Source organism: Paraburkholderia sp. MM5477-R1, assembly GCF_050436385.1.
Taxonomy (GTDB): domain Bacteria; phylum Pseudomonadota; class Gammaproteobacteria; order Burkholderiales; family Burkholderiaceae; genus Paraburkholderia; species Paraburkholderia tuberum.
Genome location: NZ_JBNDMC010000003.1, coordinates 293,072 through 308,832 on the forward strand (window position 1 = coordinate 293,072; position 15,761 = coordinate 308,832).

15 protein-coding genes and 1 pseudogene are annotated in these 15,761 nt (G+C 58.7%); 7 read left to right on the plus strand and 9 right to left on the minus strand.

Annotation, left to right across the window (positions count from 1 at the left end; genetic code table 11):
• Positions 1-421: 421 nt before the first annotated feature.
• The gene (locus tag OKW35_RS04645; protein ID WP_429551350.1) at positions 422-889 is read left to right on the plus strand and encodes a hypothetical protein; all 468 of its coding nucleotides are present in this window, start codon (positions 422-424) and stop codon (positions 887-889) included.
• Between the two features lie 945 nt (positions 890-1,834).
• Here the strand turns inward: OKW35_RS04645 and OKW35_RS04650 are convergent.
• The 8 genes from OKW35_RS04650 to OKW35_RS04685 all read right to left on the minus strand — a co-directional run bounded on the left by OKW35_RS04650 (position 1,835) and on the right by OKW35_RS04685 (position 6,403).
• On the minus strand, positions 1,835-2,101 hold the full coding sequence (locus OKW35_RS04650) for a hypothetical protein (protein WP_429448844.1): 267 nt from the start codon (positions 2,099-2,101) through the stop codon (positions 1,835-1,837).
• Positions 2,102-2,399: 298 nt separating this feature from the next.
• Positions 2,400-2,597, minus strand: coding sequence for a hypothetical protein (locus OKW35_RS04655; protein WP_429551351.1), 198 nt, complete (start codon positions 2,595-2,597; stop codon positions 2,400-2,402).
• Between the two features lie 342 nt (positions 2,598-2,939).
• Positions 2,940-3,305, minus strand: coding sequence for a hypothetical protein (locus OKW35_RS04660; protein ID WP_429551352.1), 366 nt, complete (start codon positions 3,303-3,305; stop codon positions 2,940-2,942).
• Positions 3,306-3,355: 50 nt separating this feature from the next.
• Positions 3,356-3,562 carry a BPSL0761 family protein gene (locus OKW35_RS04665; protein WP_429551353.1) on the minus strand — a complete coding sequence of 69 codons (207 nt, stop codon included), beginning with the start codon at positions 3,560-3,562 and terminating at the stop codon, positions 3,356-3,358.
• A 373-nt stretch (positions 3,563-3,935) separates the two neighbouring features.
• A complete protein-coding gene (locus OKW35_RS04670) occupies positions 3,936-4,577 on the minus strand; it encodes an RNA 2'-phosphotransferase (RefSeq protein ID WP_429551354.1) in 642 nt (213 codons plus the stop codon).
• 270 nt (positions 4,578-4,847) lie between these two features.
• Positions 4,848-5,246 (minus strand): excisionase family DNA-binding protein, encoded by a 399-nt coding sequence (locus tag OKW35_RS04675; RefSeq protein ID WP_429551355.1) that lies wholly within the window; start codon positions 5,244-5,246, stop codon positions 4,848-4,850.
• Between the two features lie 87 nt (positions 5,247-5,333).
• Positions 5,334-5,717, minus strand: coding sequence for a hypothetical protein (locus tag OKW35_RS04680; protein WP_429551356.1), 384 nt, complete (start codon positions 5,715-5,717; stop codon positions 5,334-5,336).
• A 176-nt stretch (positions 5,718-5,893) separates the two neighbouring features.
• Complete coding sequence (locus OKW35_RS04685; protein WP_429551357.1) at positions 5,894-6,403, minus strand: hypothetical protein; 510 nt, start codon at positions 6,401-6,403, stop codon at positions 5,894-5,896.
• A gap of 1,113 nt (positions 6,404-7,516) precedes the next feature.
• Here OKW35_RS04685 and OKW35_RS04690 point away from each other — a divergent pair.
• The 6 genes and pseudogenes from OKW35_RS04690 (at position 7,517) to OKW35_RS04715 (ending at position 13,376) form a co-directional block, all read left to right on the plus strand.
• Positions 7,517-7,753 (plus strand): helix-turn-helix domain-containing protein, encoded by a 237-nt coding sequence (locus OKW35_RS04690; protein WP_429551358.1) that lies wholly within the window; start codon positions 7,517-7,519, stop codon positions 7,751-7,753.
• 280 nt (positions 7,754-8,033) lie between these two features.
• A complete protein-coding gene (locus OKW35_RS04695; RefSeq protein ID WP_429551359.1) occupies positions 8,034-9,161 on the plus strand; it encodes an ABC-three component system protein in 1,128 nt (375 codons plus the stop codon).
• Entirely contained in the window at positions 9,158-9,673 is a 516-nt protein-coding gene (locus tag OKW35_RS04700; protein WP_429551360.1) for an ABC-three component system middle component 2, read from the plus strand. Before OKW35_RS04695 ends, OKW35_RS04700 begins: the two co-directional genes overlap by 4 nt.
• Positions 9,674-9,675: 2 nt before the next feature.
• Positions 9,676-11,535, plus strand: a complete 1,860-nt coding sequence (locus OKW35_RS04705) for a hypothetical protein (protein ID WP_429551361.1) — start codon at positions 9,676-9,678, stop codon at positions 11,533-11,535.
• A 607-nt stretch (positions 11,536-12,142) separates the two neighbouring features.
• Positions 12,143-13,048: pseudogene (locus tag OKW35_RS04710) on the plus strand (GNAT family N-acetyltransferase); the annotation flags it as partial.
• Positions 13,049-13,058: 10 nt separating this feature from the next.
• Positions 13,059-13,376 (plus strand): GIY-YIG nuclease family protein, encoded by a 318-nt coding sequence (locus OKW35_RS04715; RefSeq protein WP_090803545.1) that lies wholly within the window; start codon positions 13,059-13,061, stop codon positions 13,374-13,376.
• A gap of 6 nt (positions 13,377-13,382) precedes the next feature.
• Here the strand turns inward: OKW35_RS04715 and OKW35_RS04720 are convergent, their stop codons facing one another.
• Positions 13,383-15,479 (minus strand): FUSC family protein, encoded by a 2,097-nt coding sequence (locus OKW35_RS04720; protein WP_429551362.1) that lies wholly within the window; start codon positions 15,477-15,479, stop codon positions 13,383-13,385.
• Between the last annotated feature and the right edge of the window lie 282 nt (positions 15,480-15,761).

Here is a 15,761-nt window from a genome sequence, read left to right on the forward strand (position 1 = left end):
GATGATGCACCGCTGACATTGGTCCGCGATTTCCCCGCGATGTGAGCATGCAGTTGAACCCGGACTCACTGTCAGCAAAGTCACCCGGGCGGCCAAGCCGAAGCTGCCGCCGCCTGTCAGATAGTCGCACAGGCAGACCCATCACATCGGGTCGTTGCCTCCCTCAGGAGGAAACCATGACGAATCAACGAAAGGGACAGACGCGCGACATGCGCCGCGACGATGATAAAGATGAACGGCCTGGAGACGCCCCGAACGCCTCTGGCTCACCTGTGCCTGACAGCGCTCCCCCACTCGTGCAGTCAGAGGACGATGACGCAATGGTTGACGAAGACGCGCCGGGACAGGAGTCGCCGGGGCGCGGTGTTGCGCCGGAACAGACCGTTTCCAGCCAGGCACGCAACGAGAGGAGATAGCTGCAGTGGACGACCGATTTGACCGACGCGAACCGCTGCTGCACCTCGGGGACATGCTCGAAGTTTTGAGCTGTTTAGCCGGGACCGGTCGGCCGGATGCGCTGGTAGTGGAGCTTGCGAAGGAACAGGATTTGTTACAGGACTTTGAGTTCCTCCGCGCACTTGCGCGGAAGATGACAGTGGGCGAGTTCAGCGCACGCGTCGCTAGTGCGTTCTTCCTGTGGCCAAAGGAGCTGCTCGATACTGAACTCAACCGCAATGCGCTCGCGTCAACCGTTCAGCATGACCTCATTGACGGCAACCCTGACGGCTGGAAGGCGTACGTCGCTCACATGCAGAAGAAGGTGAAGTGGTTTGGGACCGGGTTTCCCCAGATGAGAAGGGACGCGTGGGCCGAGCCGTTGCACGACGCCGCGGAGGAAAAGAGTCCAGTCGGGGTCGCGTCGCCCGCGGAGCGGGATGCGCCCGGCTAGCGGAAGGGCGGGCCTTGTCCCGAACCAAAGCCGACGACCTGACCGATGCCGTCGCGACGTTTCTGCCAGACTCAAGGTCAACAGCGCGCCCCGGCTCAGCCTTGGCGACATCATCGTCAACGACGAAGTCTGTCTCGTGAAACGAACCGGCGACAAATTTGACGACTCTTCCGCGGGACGGAGCCGTCGACTGGTCCACGCGTTCACCGAGCCTGCAGGCATGCGCTAGTTGCTTGTCGAGTGAGCCTGTCGCGATGTTAACGCCGCGTGCAGTCCGCTGTTACCACTACTGGCTGTTTTCTTTTGGGCCGTACCGTGGTCTGTTCACGTCGCTGTTCGCGCCGCTACGGGTACCCATATTCAGGCCATTGGCCTTCCCGCGGTTAGAACGTCCGGTCGGAGGGCTGCTCTGCATCGCACCGACGCCACCGCGCGCAACATTCGGCGAACCGTATCCACTGTCGTTCGGGGCTGTCATCGAACCGACCCCCGGTCTTAACGTCCCGCCAGCAGTGCCGCCCGCGTGCACGTATGTGATTGCCGCCAGCGCCATCACGAGGGCCGAAGCGCAAAACGTCCTATTGTTAAGTTTCATGGTTCACCTCCGAAGAGGGGATGTCGTGAAAGCGACTGCCGCTGACGAACGAAGTGCCGCAAGGCCCGTGCCTAGGGCCGCTGATTCGTCGCTTTGCAACGGCAGGCAGGCGATACAACAGACAACGGACGCTCATTCCGTATCCGAAAATGCCGCCCTCACAACGCCCCTTCGCATAGCTGGCGCTCCGCGGCGGCCTGCAGTGCAGCGGACTGTCGATTTCTTTTGCTTTGCCGTGCCTACAGCAACGCTTGGTGCTACCGGTACCTTGGCGGCGGAGGCAGAAGTCACCCTCACGAGAGCCGCCGTATGCCAAAGCGGCTTGGGTGGGGACCTCTTTTTTCCTTGCGTTACCTACGCCTGTTTCCTATCCTCTGAACAATGGAATTAAGGAGCTTCTTGTGTCCCAGATAAGAAAAAAGGTTTCCGTGATATTCACTGCTGCTCGCCTGAGTGCACTCGACGACCGTTCGGCAAGCCGGTTTCGAGGTCGGGTCGGGCAGGTCATAGCGCATGAGCCCACGGGAAAGCACGTAAGCGTCGAATTCCCGGTGGATGGTGAGCGGCGGCCTGAACGGCTTGAGCGGGTTCCGCTGGAATACCTTGAGGTCGTTCATGCGCACTCTGGTGCGGCAGCCCCCTCTCCTGCACACTCACCGCACGCTAATGCAGCTCGAATGCAGCACTCGGCAAGGTTTAAGCGAGACACCTGACGCTTTCATTAGGCCTTGGAGCCACCGCGCTTGCACTTTCAGGGGCAGCGGTGGCTCACGTCGAAGTTACCGGTGCTGCCCTCAAAGAAGGATACGGAAACTGTGCACGGGCAGCCCGTGTCGACCGGTGCGAATAAATGAGCCCATCACGCACCTCCATAACAAAACCCAAGCCTTTCGAACTCCGCGAAATCGACCCGCATCACTTCCCGGGAGAAAAACGCCGCAGTGATTTCTGGAATTCTTCTTCGGACTGCACCTTGTCCGCAGGCGCGGCCTTGAGACCCTCCTCGGCATCATGCAACAGGACGAGCCGACCGAGCTCGGCTTCGAGAGGGTGGTAGTAATTCAGCTTTCGGGCGTCGACAATCGCGACGTATGCCGAACCATCCTTCGTCAAGATTTTTTCGGCACCTGCGACGACGCGTTCCGTGGGCTCAGTCAGTCACGAAGAGATGTCGCACATCAATCTGCTCGTCGCTGGCACGAGTGGACCGATAACCTGGCATGCGAAGGCAATGGGGACAAACTACCTGTCCGCACCTACCGCCAGACCGTTACAGCAGAGGCTGGAGAATCTGGGTTCCCGTTTCCGGTTGAATCGTGGTTCTTCGTTGACTAGGTTTTGATGCGGTCGCCAGGAACTTGAACGGTAGGCGCGTTCGGTGATTCGATTACAGACGGAACCAGTTCGACAATAAGCGGTGACGACCGCTGACTGCGCAGTTCGATGGACTCGCACTCACTTCTTCTTGACATAGCAGGCGTGACCGCATGGCAGGGGCTTCAACGGACTAGGCAGTCGAAAGGAAAGACGATAGCGATTACCGGAGCGGTTGGCGAAAGGTGTCGGCCGCAGTCGCGAATGTTCTGGCCCCCGGGGCGCCAGCAATCGCGCTCGTCTCGCCTCCAGGGCGAGTCGCCTATTGGTCCATGCCGCGTCGACTTCGGCGGGGCGCATAAAAATGCACCATTTCCCCGTCGCGTCGCCAGACGCAAAGTCTTTGAAACTCGGGGACTTCTCGTAGTGCCAATTGCAACTCAAGTCCTCGGAAGACTTGTCCGCTTTCATGAACAGCCGCTCTTCCAGACGGATTTCTTCTTTCATTCGAACCTCCTTGCGCCAGGTAATGCGGCCATGGCGACGCATATTCCATCTCACCTACCGTGCTTTGGATGAGCCCATACCCCGGGTAGCGCAGCCGCGGACACGCCTATGTCGACATCCAGCGGATAGTGCCGGAGCAGCTTGTTGGCGAGGTCCTTAACTTGAGGTGAGATTGCGAGACTGTCCGTCACGACGAGCATTCGCAGAAACTCGCCAGTCTCAACAACAGCTTTCGTACGTTCTTCAGGGGTTGTCATCTAAGTTCCTGAAAGTGGGCAGCAAAGGAAGCCCACGAGTCCCGTCGCGCGTGTCAACGCTGCGCTAGCTTCCGTCGACGCTGTGTACTTCAGCAATTCGAGGCCCCGTCGAGTGGGCGCCGCATGACATCCGTGTATGACGCCACCGCTCTGAGCCATCAAGCCTCGCGGCAAAACGGCGGCGCACGATGTAGGCAGGCCCTTCATCGTCGAAAGCGTCGGCGAAACTCGGCCTCGCTATTTACGCGCCCGGTCTTCGCATCGCTGAGCCCAGAAACGGCGTCAGCGAGTAGTAGCTCCTTCGCGCGTTGACGACTCAGCACACGCCTTTGCATTCGTTGAGTTGCCAGAGATTTAACGCGAGCACATACATTCATGCTTTGGTCCCGTGCCCGTGCCCGTGCGCCCCGAGCTGAGCGAGGTATGCTGCTGGTACTACCTCAGTAAGCCAAACGCCGTTATCCGAACGAGAGAAAGCGAACCCCTCAGCACGCATCCGAGCCGCGTCGACGACCAATACCAGTGGTCGTCCGTGCCGCGCACCTACGCGCGTCGCCGTGTCTACATCTGTGCTCAGATGGACGGCGTGCCTGGTCCGAGGCGTCAATCCATCAGCAGCGATACTCTCCCAGTTGAGCCAGGCGGTACCGTGATAAAGAACAGCCGGCGGTTCCATATCGGCATATCCAAGGTCCACGACTATCGAGTGACCCTGTGCCGCGCGTAGCCGCAGGCCATCCGGTGAGAGCGAAAAGCGCTGTTTGTCGTTTGTGGCCACGACCGCCAGGATGACGTCTCGCGTGATTGCTGGCAATGTCCTCAGTCGCTTCGATGCATTCGCGTTATGCGCGGTACGTTCTATTGCGCGTATCAGCTCATCGACAGATACCCAGCCCTGACGGTCGAGACGTATGCCAACCATCTCGGGCTCGTGGCGCAGAATCTTCGAGAGAAGTCTGCTAACCACGACGTGGTCAGTTGGGAGATGCGAATCGGCTTTCATGTTCATGTACATATGTGTCCGCGGGAGTGTCCCGAACTAGCAGTGGAACCAAGCTACGAATCCCCGAACCTTATGTTTGCCCAAACAGTTTTGTTCTGACAGCCTAAGTCAAAAGAATCGGGAATAGCGTTGCCATGGTTTCCCTCGGCGTCGATAGTTCGCCAGAAATACCATAGTGTCTCGACCACTTATCTATGAAAAACGCCGACGCCTCCCTGAACACGGTCACGTGTTAGCGATTGCCATTTGACTGGCGTTCGGCCTAGCCGGTCCGCATTCGGCTCATTCTTCGTCAGCAGTTGAAGCTTGGTAGGCTTGTGCTGCAGCACGCTGGTCGGCCTGATAGTCCAGCACCGACGCCTTCATCACGAATCGGTTGTTCCCCGTTTTGTGGTGAAGCTTGAGTTTTCCTTCCTTGAGCATCTTCACCACATGTGGACGGGAAACGAATAGCAGTTTCGCTGCGTCGGCGGTGGACATGAAATCGTCGGCGTCAGCCCGCCGCGAGAAGTGCAGGCTCAGAACCTCGCCGATTATTGCGTCCACGCCGCTGGAGAGTTCCCGTTGAACCTCGGCAGGTACACGGGAGCCCAAATTCCGAAACATTTCTTCCATACGCTTATGAGCGAGTGCCATCGCGTCGGCCTCGGATGGCGGTGAAATCCTCGCTTTCGTCGACATTGTGGCTCACCTTTTCTCAAAACCGACCATCCACACGCGCCCGAGTTCAACGGACTAGCTAGCAGCAGCCGCGGCGTTGCGCTCGTTTCAATCCATTTTCTGCCGCGTGCCGCGCAACTGTTCCAGCTCTTTGCTGAGCGCATCTATTTGCGCTTGCATGCCGCCCGCTCGTTTCAGTAGCTGTCCGACCTGGTACCAGTAGGCATATCCTAAGTCCCCGTCCTCAAGGCCCAATTCGTGAAACTTACGAAGCGCAATCTCAAGGTCAATATGGTTGTCCGAGTTCATCTCTTTTTCCGCTGATTTCGATGCGCAGTTGTCGCGCTCCGTAGCAGGCTTGCGCCTGAACAAAATCCCTTCGTTCACGTATCTCCTTTTGATGCGCACCACGACCAGGCTGAGTACGAACCCGACTGCCGGCACGACCAGAAGTGCGGGGTTATTGAGCGCGAAGGTCAGGAGTTCTTTCATGGCGAGCAGACGTAAGAAACTGCGGTTTCGTGCCTACGTAAGCAGCCGCGCGTATTGCTCTGCAAAGGTCGCGGCTTCCTCAACTACCGGCTCAACATTTTGGAGCCGATGCAGTAGCGGTAAGTTTCGGAGAACGAATTCCAGAATTTCTTCCACGGCCTCGAAAGGAGCTGTGCTCAGCGCCTCGTAAGTTCTTCAGCGGCTTTCAGCACAGGCTTGACCTTTTTTATCGCGAGAAATTGGAGCGGCGTGGCGCCACCAAGAGCCTCTGTCGGAGTTGTGAAAAAATCCCATCTGCTCCAACCGGATGTATCGCCCAAGCTACGTAAGACCTTCGCGAAGTCGTTGTGATGAATCACGGGGGAGAGAAAAAATCCAGGGATGTACGCCTCTCCTTCGAGCTCAACGCTAAAGACTTTCCCTGAAGCGAGGGATTTGCTCAGTTTCTTCTCTGCGACACCTGCCGCTCCAATGTAGTCTTCCATACTTAGCAACTTTCCATGGTCCACGAGAGCGTGGCGCTCGGCATTTGCCGACTCACTCTGTATCGCATCCTCGTGTGTACGCAGTTTCGATTGCCGACGAATGCGCTTGCGTAAATTCTCGCCCTCTTGATGCAACGCGGGGAGGTCTAGGTTGAGTATCGTAGACACGCCGATGACTCTCCACAGCTGATTCTTAAACATACGCCCGAGCTCCTCAGCGGGGAGCTCGAGAAGTGCGTTCCAGCCTATAGGGTCACATAGGAGGGCAGCGACAACTGCACGATGAATCGCGTGGTCTATCAGTGCCAGCCGTGCTTCTTCAGGCGAAAGAGCTTCTCGTTTTTGACGAGAGGGCCGCGGTACTCCATTGGTTGTGATTCGAATCATGGCGGCAAGATTTAGTTAGAGAATGTACCGGTCCAAGGTCGGTGCAGAGCCACCAGTCAATCCCTCGAGTTCCGAAGCCCGCCATCTGAAGCGACTTCGCGCCTCAGAAGCAAGGTGCTCAGGACCCGTGGCTTGGTTCGGCCGTGGATGTTTGGGACCCAGATGAAACCTTCAGTTTCGCAAGAGCGCGCACAGCAGCCTCCCCATACGTGTAGCCATGCGCGGTAACGCCTCTTACAGTACAGACGGCGAACCCATCACCCGCTTCGAAGCTAGCTCCTTGCACTTGGGCATAGTCCAAAGCCGCAAGCATGGTGGCTTTCGGGTCCGAGGAGATGTCAACTGCGTTCAAATTCCGCGCGTACACGTGGAGAGTACGAGTGCCCGAATCGAAATGCGCAAACGCGCTTTTTGGGTCGCCCGCTACCTGGAGCCCGTCCTTTTTGCAGAGCATGAAAAGCACTTCCAGTATGTCCAGAGAATCGATGTTGGCCGCAGCGGCCGATTCAGGTGGTTGAGTCTCTGGAACAGTTTCGCCCGCCGTAGCGTGCATGATGCTCTCCAAACGCGACATCACGGCTCTGCGCCTCGCATTACTTCTGGATTCCATACCCACCTCGTATAGCGTAAAAAGAGGTTTGCATCGCATGCTGACGGCCCATCCGCCGGCGTCGACGTCAAGGGAGGCTGCTCCCGCTTAATGCGTAAATACGCGTCCCCAGCCATTGACGAATCCGCCGCTGAACTCACGGACTGCCAACGCCTTGGCTGCTAGCGGTGCGAGCATATGACTCTTAGCCAAGGCCCCTTTCGACAACACAGCGCTCATGATAAACACGTTCAAATGAGATGTATACACAGTAGATGTATCAACAGTAGACGTATGGCCGGTAGACGGAAGCTCAGCGTTAGGCGAAATTCCGGTCCATGACCAACACTGAGCACACAGAATTCGACCGGTACCTACGTCGGCGCGTTGCTAACACTGTCCGGAAGCTGCGTGCTGAAAGGGGACTATCACAAGAACAACTCAGCGACATATGTGGGTTTCACCGGACATATGTCAGTCAGGTCGAACGTTCGGCAACCAACGTCTCCGTCGACAACCTCCAAAGACTTGCTCAGGGTCTCGACGTCGACCCGGTGGTTCTCTTGGGTCCTTAACCACGGAGAGGTCTCAAAGGCTGTATGGGTGTTTCGTGGTGGGGCCAAACGATGGAGAGGTCGTCCGGCACCACAAGGGTCAAAGATTGGCCGAGAGCGAAAGATTTGTAATTTTTGAGCTTGGGCCAGAGTTGTGAAGGCCTGCCCGCTGACAGAGCTGGCCGGTAATCGGACTCGCTCGGTTGCATAGCAGGCACGAATGAATGCGTGGCGTTCTCGCATGCACTTCGTCCAAGTAAAATTTAGTTGAAACCGAAAAAAGCATATATCCGAGGGGACTTTGGCAAAGACCACCAAAGCGAGCGGGAACGTCGCGCTATCCGCATTGCCGCCGCCAACACCTTGGCCCGGCGCCAATGCTCGAATGCTGGGACTGGGATATGGCCTTCCCGTCACTCCGCTGGCTCGCCTAGGCCAATTCAGCGCCGAAGACTTCGAGCGATTCACGCTCGAGTGGGCGAGCGATTTCCTCGCAAAGCAAATCCACGCGGTCGAAGTGCAAGCGCGGGGAGGCTCCGGGGATAAAGGTCGAGACGTTATCGTCTGGCTCGACGCCTCGAACGTAACCCCACGCCGCTGGCAGCTCTACCAATGCAAGCACTATGACGCGAAGCTCGGTTTGTCCAAAGCGGGCATCGAGATAGCGAAGGTGCTGTACTACACGCACATCGGCGACTACACGGTGCCCGAAAGCTACTCTTTTGTGACGCACAAGGGCGTCACCTCCCCGTTCCAAGACTTGCTCGACGTGCCGGCCGACCTTCAGAAAGCGATGGTTGATACATGGGATGACTACTCGAAGTCCATAACTTCGAAGCAGACCATCGCACTCACTCCCGAGCTCAAGAAGCACATCCTGGGATTCGACTTCAGCATCTTCTCCGCGAAGCAGCCTCACGACCTAATCGCCGAACACGCTCAAACTAAATATCACCTGACGGTGTTCGGCGCACCATTGCTGGAAAGGCCGCCCCCTCCGCCGCCGCCATCGACGGTCGCAGCAAACGAGGCGAAGTACATCGAACAGTTGTACAGCGTAATCGGCGACGCTCTTGGCACGAAGGTCGTTGACGCCGCAGATTTCAAGCATAGCCCCCGTCACGCCCGTTTGTTCGAGCGTTCCCGACTGATGTTCTACAGCGCAGAGGGACTCAAAGAGTTGGCTCGCGACCAGATGGCGGACCAGGCCTTTTTCGATTCGTTGCTGACCGAATTCAGCGACGGACTGTACTACCAATACACCGAGCCCAACGGGAGTCCAATGGACCGCCTGAAGGCGACGGTGACCGCCGCCCAAGCGATTCAACTTGGTGCACACCCGCTGGCATCCCATGTAACAGGTAAAGACCGTGAAGGCATGTGCCACCAGATGGCAAACGAAGACATCCTCGATTGGTGCAATCCATGAATAGCACGGACAGGCCAATCCGAACGCTTCAAGTCCGCCCGTTCAACTCGGCCCTGGAGTATGGGTTCCGGACGCTGTTCATCCTCAACGCGGCACACGGTCACGCAATGGACCTCGAGCGGCTCGTATCCTACGACTACCTGCTTGTCCACTCTGGTGACGTGGATGATGGTCCAGCCAGCTTGCATCCGGCGATGCCCCATCGAGGCACGGAGCTGCTCGTGAAGCGCAATGTCATCCACACTGGGCTGACCCAGATGCTGGCGAAGGAATTGATTGAAATCGTCTTTGCCCCGCAAGGCTTCTTGTACCGGGCTACCGATATGACGGCCGCGTTCATCAAGCTACTGAAATCTGCCTACGCGCACGAGTTGCACGCGAGAGCGAACTGGATAATCGACCGGTTTGGTCGTTACACCGACCCGGAGCTCGAGGCTTTCATGGCGCAAAACGTGGGACGATGGGGCACAGAGTTCGACCGCCTCACCGCCGTTGATTTACTGGAACTTTGACTATGCTTCAAATCAGAAAGATTCTGCTCCGGGGAACTGGGCTGGAAGACGCCGTCGTCCAGTTCTACAGCGGCGCCAATGTGCTCGCGGGCGAGTCTGACACTGGGAAAAGCTTTCTCCTGGAATGCATCAACTTCATCCTTGGAGCGGATAAGCTGACGCTTGTCGACGAAGCGAAGCCGTACACTCACCTTGCCGTCGAATTCGTGAACTCCGACGACGAAACCATCACATTGGTGCGCCCGACAAATGGCGGGAATCTGATGGCATATCGGGTACCCATCAATGACATCTCGGGAGACGGTGAGCCGATAGCGCCGACGAGGAAAGGCGTGAGCAAAGGCCCCGACGTCACCTCGGTACTGCTGCCGTTTGCGGACATCAAGGAAGCCCGCCTCCGGAAGAATGTTGGTGGTGAGACTCAACGCTTTACTATCCGGACGATTGAGCCGCTATTCCTCATAGACGAGGTCTCTGTCATCGACCAACACTCCCCTGTAACGGGGAAGCCCGCATTCGGCGACACGGCCCGGAAACGTGCGCTTTCGTACGTCCTGACTGGAATTGACGATGAAAGCGTGGCCGCCGGTGAGAAGAACGAAATCGTGAAGGCGCGACTGAAGGCAAAGCTCGAACTTGTGGACGAGATGTTGCAACCTCTGAACGAGCGCTTCGCGTCGTCGGGTGAGTTGGGTGTGTCGACAGACGATACAGAGCTAGACACGTTGATTGGTAGCCTGACCGGCGAACTAGAGAATCTTGCCACCTCTCGGGACGCACTCCAGGAACAGTCACAAGAAGCAACTCGCAATATTCTGAAAGCCGATTCTCAGCTGCTCGGCATCCGTGAGCTTCTTTCGAGGTATCGACTGCTGGACGAGCGGTACACGTCTGACTTGGACAGGTTGGACTTCATTTCCGAAAGCTCTTTCTATTTCGATGCGCTTCAGGAAGTCCCTTGCCCTGTTTGTGACCAGATAATGGCACCCGGCCACTCGCACAGTCCGGATTCCGCCGCTCGACCAATCCGAGAATCAGCCGTGGCCGAAGCTGCAAAAATACACGCACATCGCACCGACTTAGCGGCGGCAATTCGCGACCTTGAGGTTCGACAAGGCTTGGTCGAAGGTGAAAAAAGCACCATCGACACAGAACTCCAATCGTTGAATACCGAGTTGAGTCGCACTTTGGCCCCACGTCTGGAGTTCACGACGCAGCGCCTCGAGCAACTCGTGAGTCGACACACCGAACGTGAGGCTACGCGAGTCGAACGAGAACGTTGGCAAAGTTTGGTCAAACTCCAAAACGACATTAATTCCGCACTCGCTGAGAGTGGCACGCCGAAGCAAACTTGGGCCGGCATTCCGCCGAAAGAGCTCGGGGAATTTTGCGCGGAGATTCAGGCTGTCTTGGTCGAGTGGGCATGGAAAGGAACTCCACGTCTCGAATTCGATGAGAAGGCGTTCGACATTATTGTAGATGGGAAGCCACGCCAGTCTTCCGGCAAAGGTGTTCGGGCAATCCTATACGCTGCGTTTGTTATTGGTCTTCTTCGATACACCGCAAAAAACAATCGGCCGCACCCTGGCTTGATTGTTATCGACTCGCCGCTTACAAGCTATAAGAAGAAAAAGAACCAGACTGTGAAAGGAGAAAACGGACAGATTGACGCAGGTATTGAAGCAGCTTTCTGGGAGTCGCTCGCTAAGACCTCAAAAGATATACAGGTCATAGTGATAGAAAACAAAGAGCCGCCTACCGAAATCGCCGCCGAAGTTCATTATCAGTGGTTTGCAGGCGAAGACGCGAAAGCAGATGAACGCGCTGGATTTATTCCGACAAAATCCGCACGCGCGAACTGATATTCCGATACCGCGCCTGGCACTGAAGCAGTTAGGGAAACCTGATAATCGGTGCAGCGCGGCCTGACTCAGACCAGCACAGACCGGCGCTAATTGTTAACCAAGTCGGATTATCTTTTTTATTTCAACGAGATGCCGTCTAGCCTCCTCTCTCGGAGTAATGACTACGGCGTCCGGAATCGTCACGCCAAGCATCTTTGCCAAATTGGATACGTAAGGCCGCGTCCGACCGGGCAGTTGATTCCTTGCATTAGCAATCCGTGTTATTCCACATGTCCGAATCAAATAATCATAAATTCGGCAATCACGGTCGGATTCGACAATAACGTCTGCAACAGTCAGAGTAGTTACTTCCATCGCCTCATCTCCGCGGACCAGTCCTTGGGATGAGTTAACAGTAGAGCCTAAGTCGATAAAACCCCAATGTATTTTGAGCAGGTTGTGTTATATTTTTTTCGGCCCCTCCCCCAGACCCCCACCCGGTTTCGGGCATGCTTGCCCTCAACCCAAAAGCAGCTCGGCGCCCTGCGGTCGCCTTCGAAACCTTAAAGATTCAATGCATGTAAACCCTACTCGGACACAAACGGCCACTCGTAGAGCTACGACATATGTGTTCGACTGGGCCTGGGCCGACGCGTACAAGCGCAACGGCCTGCCCTATTACCCGAAGCTGCTGTGCGCGGTGCCCTTCACGCCGGTACAGGGCAACCGGCTGCTGTCGGCGAACGAGCATGCGTTGCGCCATCTCGCGGCCACGTTGATGGCGTTCGCCGAGCAGGCCGAGGTGTCGTCGCTGCATGTGCTGTTTCCGACGCAAAGCGAAGCGGACGCGCTCACCGATATCGGCATGATGCAACGCGAAGGCGTGCAGTTTCACTGGCTCAACGACGGCTATCGCGACTTCGAAGACTTTCTGTCGACGCTCGAACAGAAGAAGCGCAAGAACATCCGCGCCGAACGGCGCAAGGTGCACGAGGCCGGCATCACGATGCGAAGGATCCGCGGCGCAGACATCGAGGATGCCGACTGGCGCTTCTTCAGCAAGTGCTATCGGCAAACCTATCGCGAGCATTTTTCGAGTCCGTATCTGAACCTCGATTTCTTCCGGATGATCGGCGCATCGATGCCGGAGAATCTGCTGCTCGTGATCGCCGAATATGAAGGCAAGCCGATCGCGAGCTCGCTCGTCGTCTATCAGCGCGACGAGAAAACCGGCGGCACCTTGTATGGCCGCTACTGGGGCGCGCTCGAACACGTGCCGTGCCTGCACTTCGAAACCGCGTACTATCAGCCGCTCGAATTCTGCATCGAAGAAAAGCTCGGCGCATTCGAAGGCGGCGCGCAGGGCGAGCACAAGATGGCGCGCGGCTTTCTGCCCACGGTCACGCGCTCGACGCATTGGCTCGCGCATCCGGCGTTCGCCGATGCGGTCGGCCATTTTCTCGATAACGAAAAAAACAGCATCCACGCGTACGTGGACGAGCTGCGCGAACACAATCCGTTCAAAGGCTAGAAGCGCGGTTATGGCGTGGTTTCTCTATCTGCTCGAATGCTCGGACGGCAGCGTCTATACCGGCATCGCGACCGATGTCGCTGCTCGCTTCGACAAACATCTGAGCGGCACGGGCGCGCGTTATACGCGCTCGCGCAAGCCGGTGCGGGTGCTGGCGTCGTTCGAGCTGGCGGACCGGTCGAGCGCGTCGAGCGCCGAGTATTGGGTCAAGCGGCTCACGGCGGCCGATAAACGGGCGCTGGCGGCCGGGGTGTTCACGCTGCAGTCGGTGTTGCCGGTTGCAGCGGTGAATGACGTCGCGGAAGACGGCGAGCGTTCCGACGGCTGAGTCGTGCTACCCCCTCGCCTCCCGCATCCTCTCCGTCAGCAGCCGATGCACCCGCGCCAGCTCGCCCACCACATCTGCTTCCAGCGACGTCAATTGCTCACGAGCGGGTAACTCGAGCCGCACCGGCCGTAACGTGCGATTCAGCGCGGCCTCGATCGCCGCGCTGATCGCCTCGACCCATTCGTCGAGTTCGCTATGCAGGTCGCGACGGTTCGCGGTGAGGCGCAGCTGCGTCGCGGTGCCGGCCATCCGTCGCAGCAGGCTCAGCACCGTCAGCGTGACCGTATCGGCCATCGAGTCCTCGAGCTTTTCGAGCCGCACGCGGCCGAGCGCTTCCTCCGCGTTGTTGCTGGTGAGGCCCGCGGCGCGGCGCAATTGCTCGATCTCCTTGCCGCCATGCCGAGGCGCGTCGAGCGACGCGCGCAGATACGCGAGATTCGCGCGCACCGCGTCGCCGAGATAGACGCGCACATCGAGCTTCTCGCGCGTCGGCCATAGAAGGAACGTCGCGAGCAGCGCGAGCACGCAGCCGAGCACGTTGTTGCCGAGCCGCGTCAGCGCGAACGCCAACTCGTTGGCGCCCGGCGTCGCGAAGTCGGCGACCAGCACGAAGGTCGGCGTCAGGAACAGCACGAACAGGCTGTAACTGACGGGGCGCAGCGCCATCGTCGCCATCACCAGCGGGAACACCGCGAGCGAGATGCCGAGCGGTGAATGAATCGCATAGCCGATCGCCGCCGCGAGCACGCCGCCGACGATACTGCCCGTCGCGCGTTCGATGCTGCGCGGCCAGGTCGCGGCGATCGACGGCTGCAGGATCAGCAGCGTGGCCATCGTGGCCCAATAGCCGAACGGCAGACCGAGCGCGCGAATCACGACGAAGCCCGCCGTCGTCGTCACGCCGACACGCGCCGCATGGCGCAAGCCGACCGACTGCCACGACAGATTGGCCTTCAGCGTCGACCACGCGCGCGCCGTATAACGCGCGACGCACGCGCTCCACGGCTCGACGTGCACCTCACGCGGCGCGAAATCGACGAGCTCGAAACCGGATTGCAGCTTCACCGGTTCGAGCAACGCGCTTTCGAGCCGATGCGCGAGACGCCGCAGACGCGCCTGCAGGTCCGCGAGACGTTCCCAGCGCGCGTCGCCGGTCGCGCTGCCGATGTCGCTGAGCACTTCGCCGATCGCATTGAGCGAGCGCACCGCGCGTTGCGTGCGGCGCGAATCGTCGGGCACTTTCGCGCCCGCGCCCGACACCGCGATCAGATACGCGAACAGCGCTTCGCCATCGGTCAGCAGGCCGAGCAACGTGTCGTAGACGGCCGCCCCGCCCGCCTTCGATGCGGGCACGTTCGCGAGCGCATCGCGCGAACGTTCGAGCGACGCGCGCGCATCGGCGCGAAAGCGCGTGGCATGCGTGGCCCATTCGCGCGGCGCGGCACGGCCGCCGACAAGCCGCGCGCTGTCGAACGCGACATCGGCGAGGCGCAGATACACCGCGCGCAACGACGCGCGGCTCGCGCCGAATGGATGAATGCGCCACACCGTCAAGCTCAGCACGATCGCGAACAGACAGCCGACCAGATAGACGCCGAGAAACGCGACACCCGCGCGCGCGTCGTGCATCGGCCGATCGACCATCACGATGCAGGCGGTCGCCGCGAGGATCGTCACCTGCGACGTGGCCGCGCCCCAGATGCGGCCGAACGCGCCGAGCGTCGTGAACGCGAGCACCGCGAGCGCGGCCCACGCGGCACCCGAGGCGGACGCGAACGCGGTCATGCCGCCGCACAGCGTCGACAGCAGCGCGAAGCTCATCATCGACATGAAGCGCGCGCGGTTCGAGCCGGCGGCATCGGCGAGGCAGGTCCAGAACGCGCCGATCGCCGCCCACGCAAACACCGGATCGTGCAGCACGTTGCCGAGCGCGAGCATCGCCGTCGATGCGCACGCCGCCCTCAAGCCCTCCGACAGATTCGCCTCGCTCGCCGCGAACGACACCATCCAGACCGGCCGCTTGCGATAGATCGCGGTGACGACCGAATGCAGCCGGGTCGACCAGCGCGGCGATGTCGAGTGGGGCTTGCTGCGGTTCATCATCCGGACCGTGGTTCTTGAAGTGATGGAAACGCGCGTTGATGCCGTGAGTTCGCGCACGAGGTCGTGCGGCGAATGATAAGGGTTTACACCTAAATATAAAAATGCGTTCCGTTCATCGGAGCGATGCATTCAGGTTATGCGCGCGAGACGGCACGTGCCAGACGAAGATCGCGGCGCTTGTTGCACGGTAGTCGAATGCCGCGCAAATCAGATGAAAAAACCGCGCGGTCCTTGCGGACTCGCGCGGTTTTCGTACTGCATGCAGCAAGCGGATGAACCGCG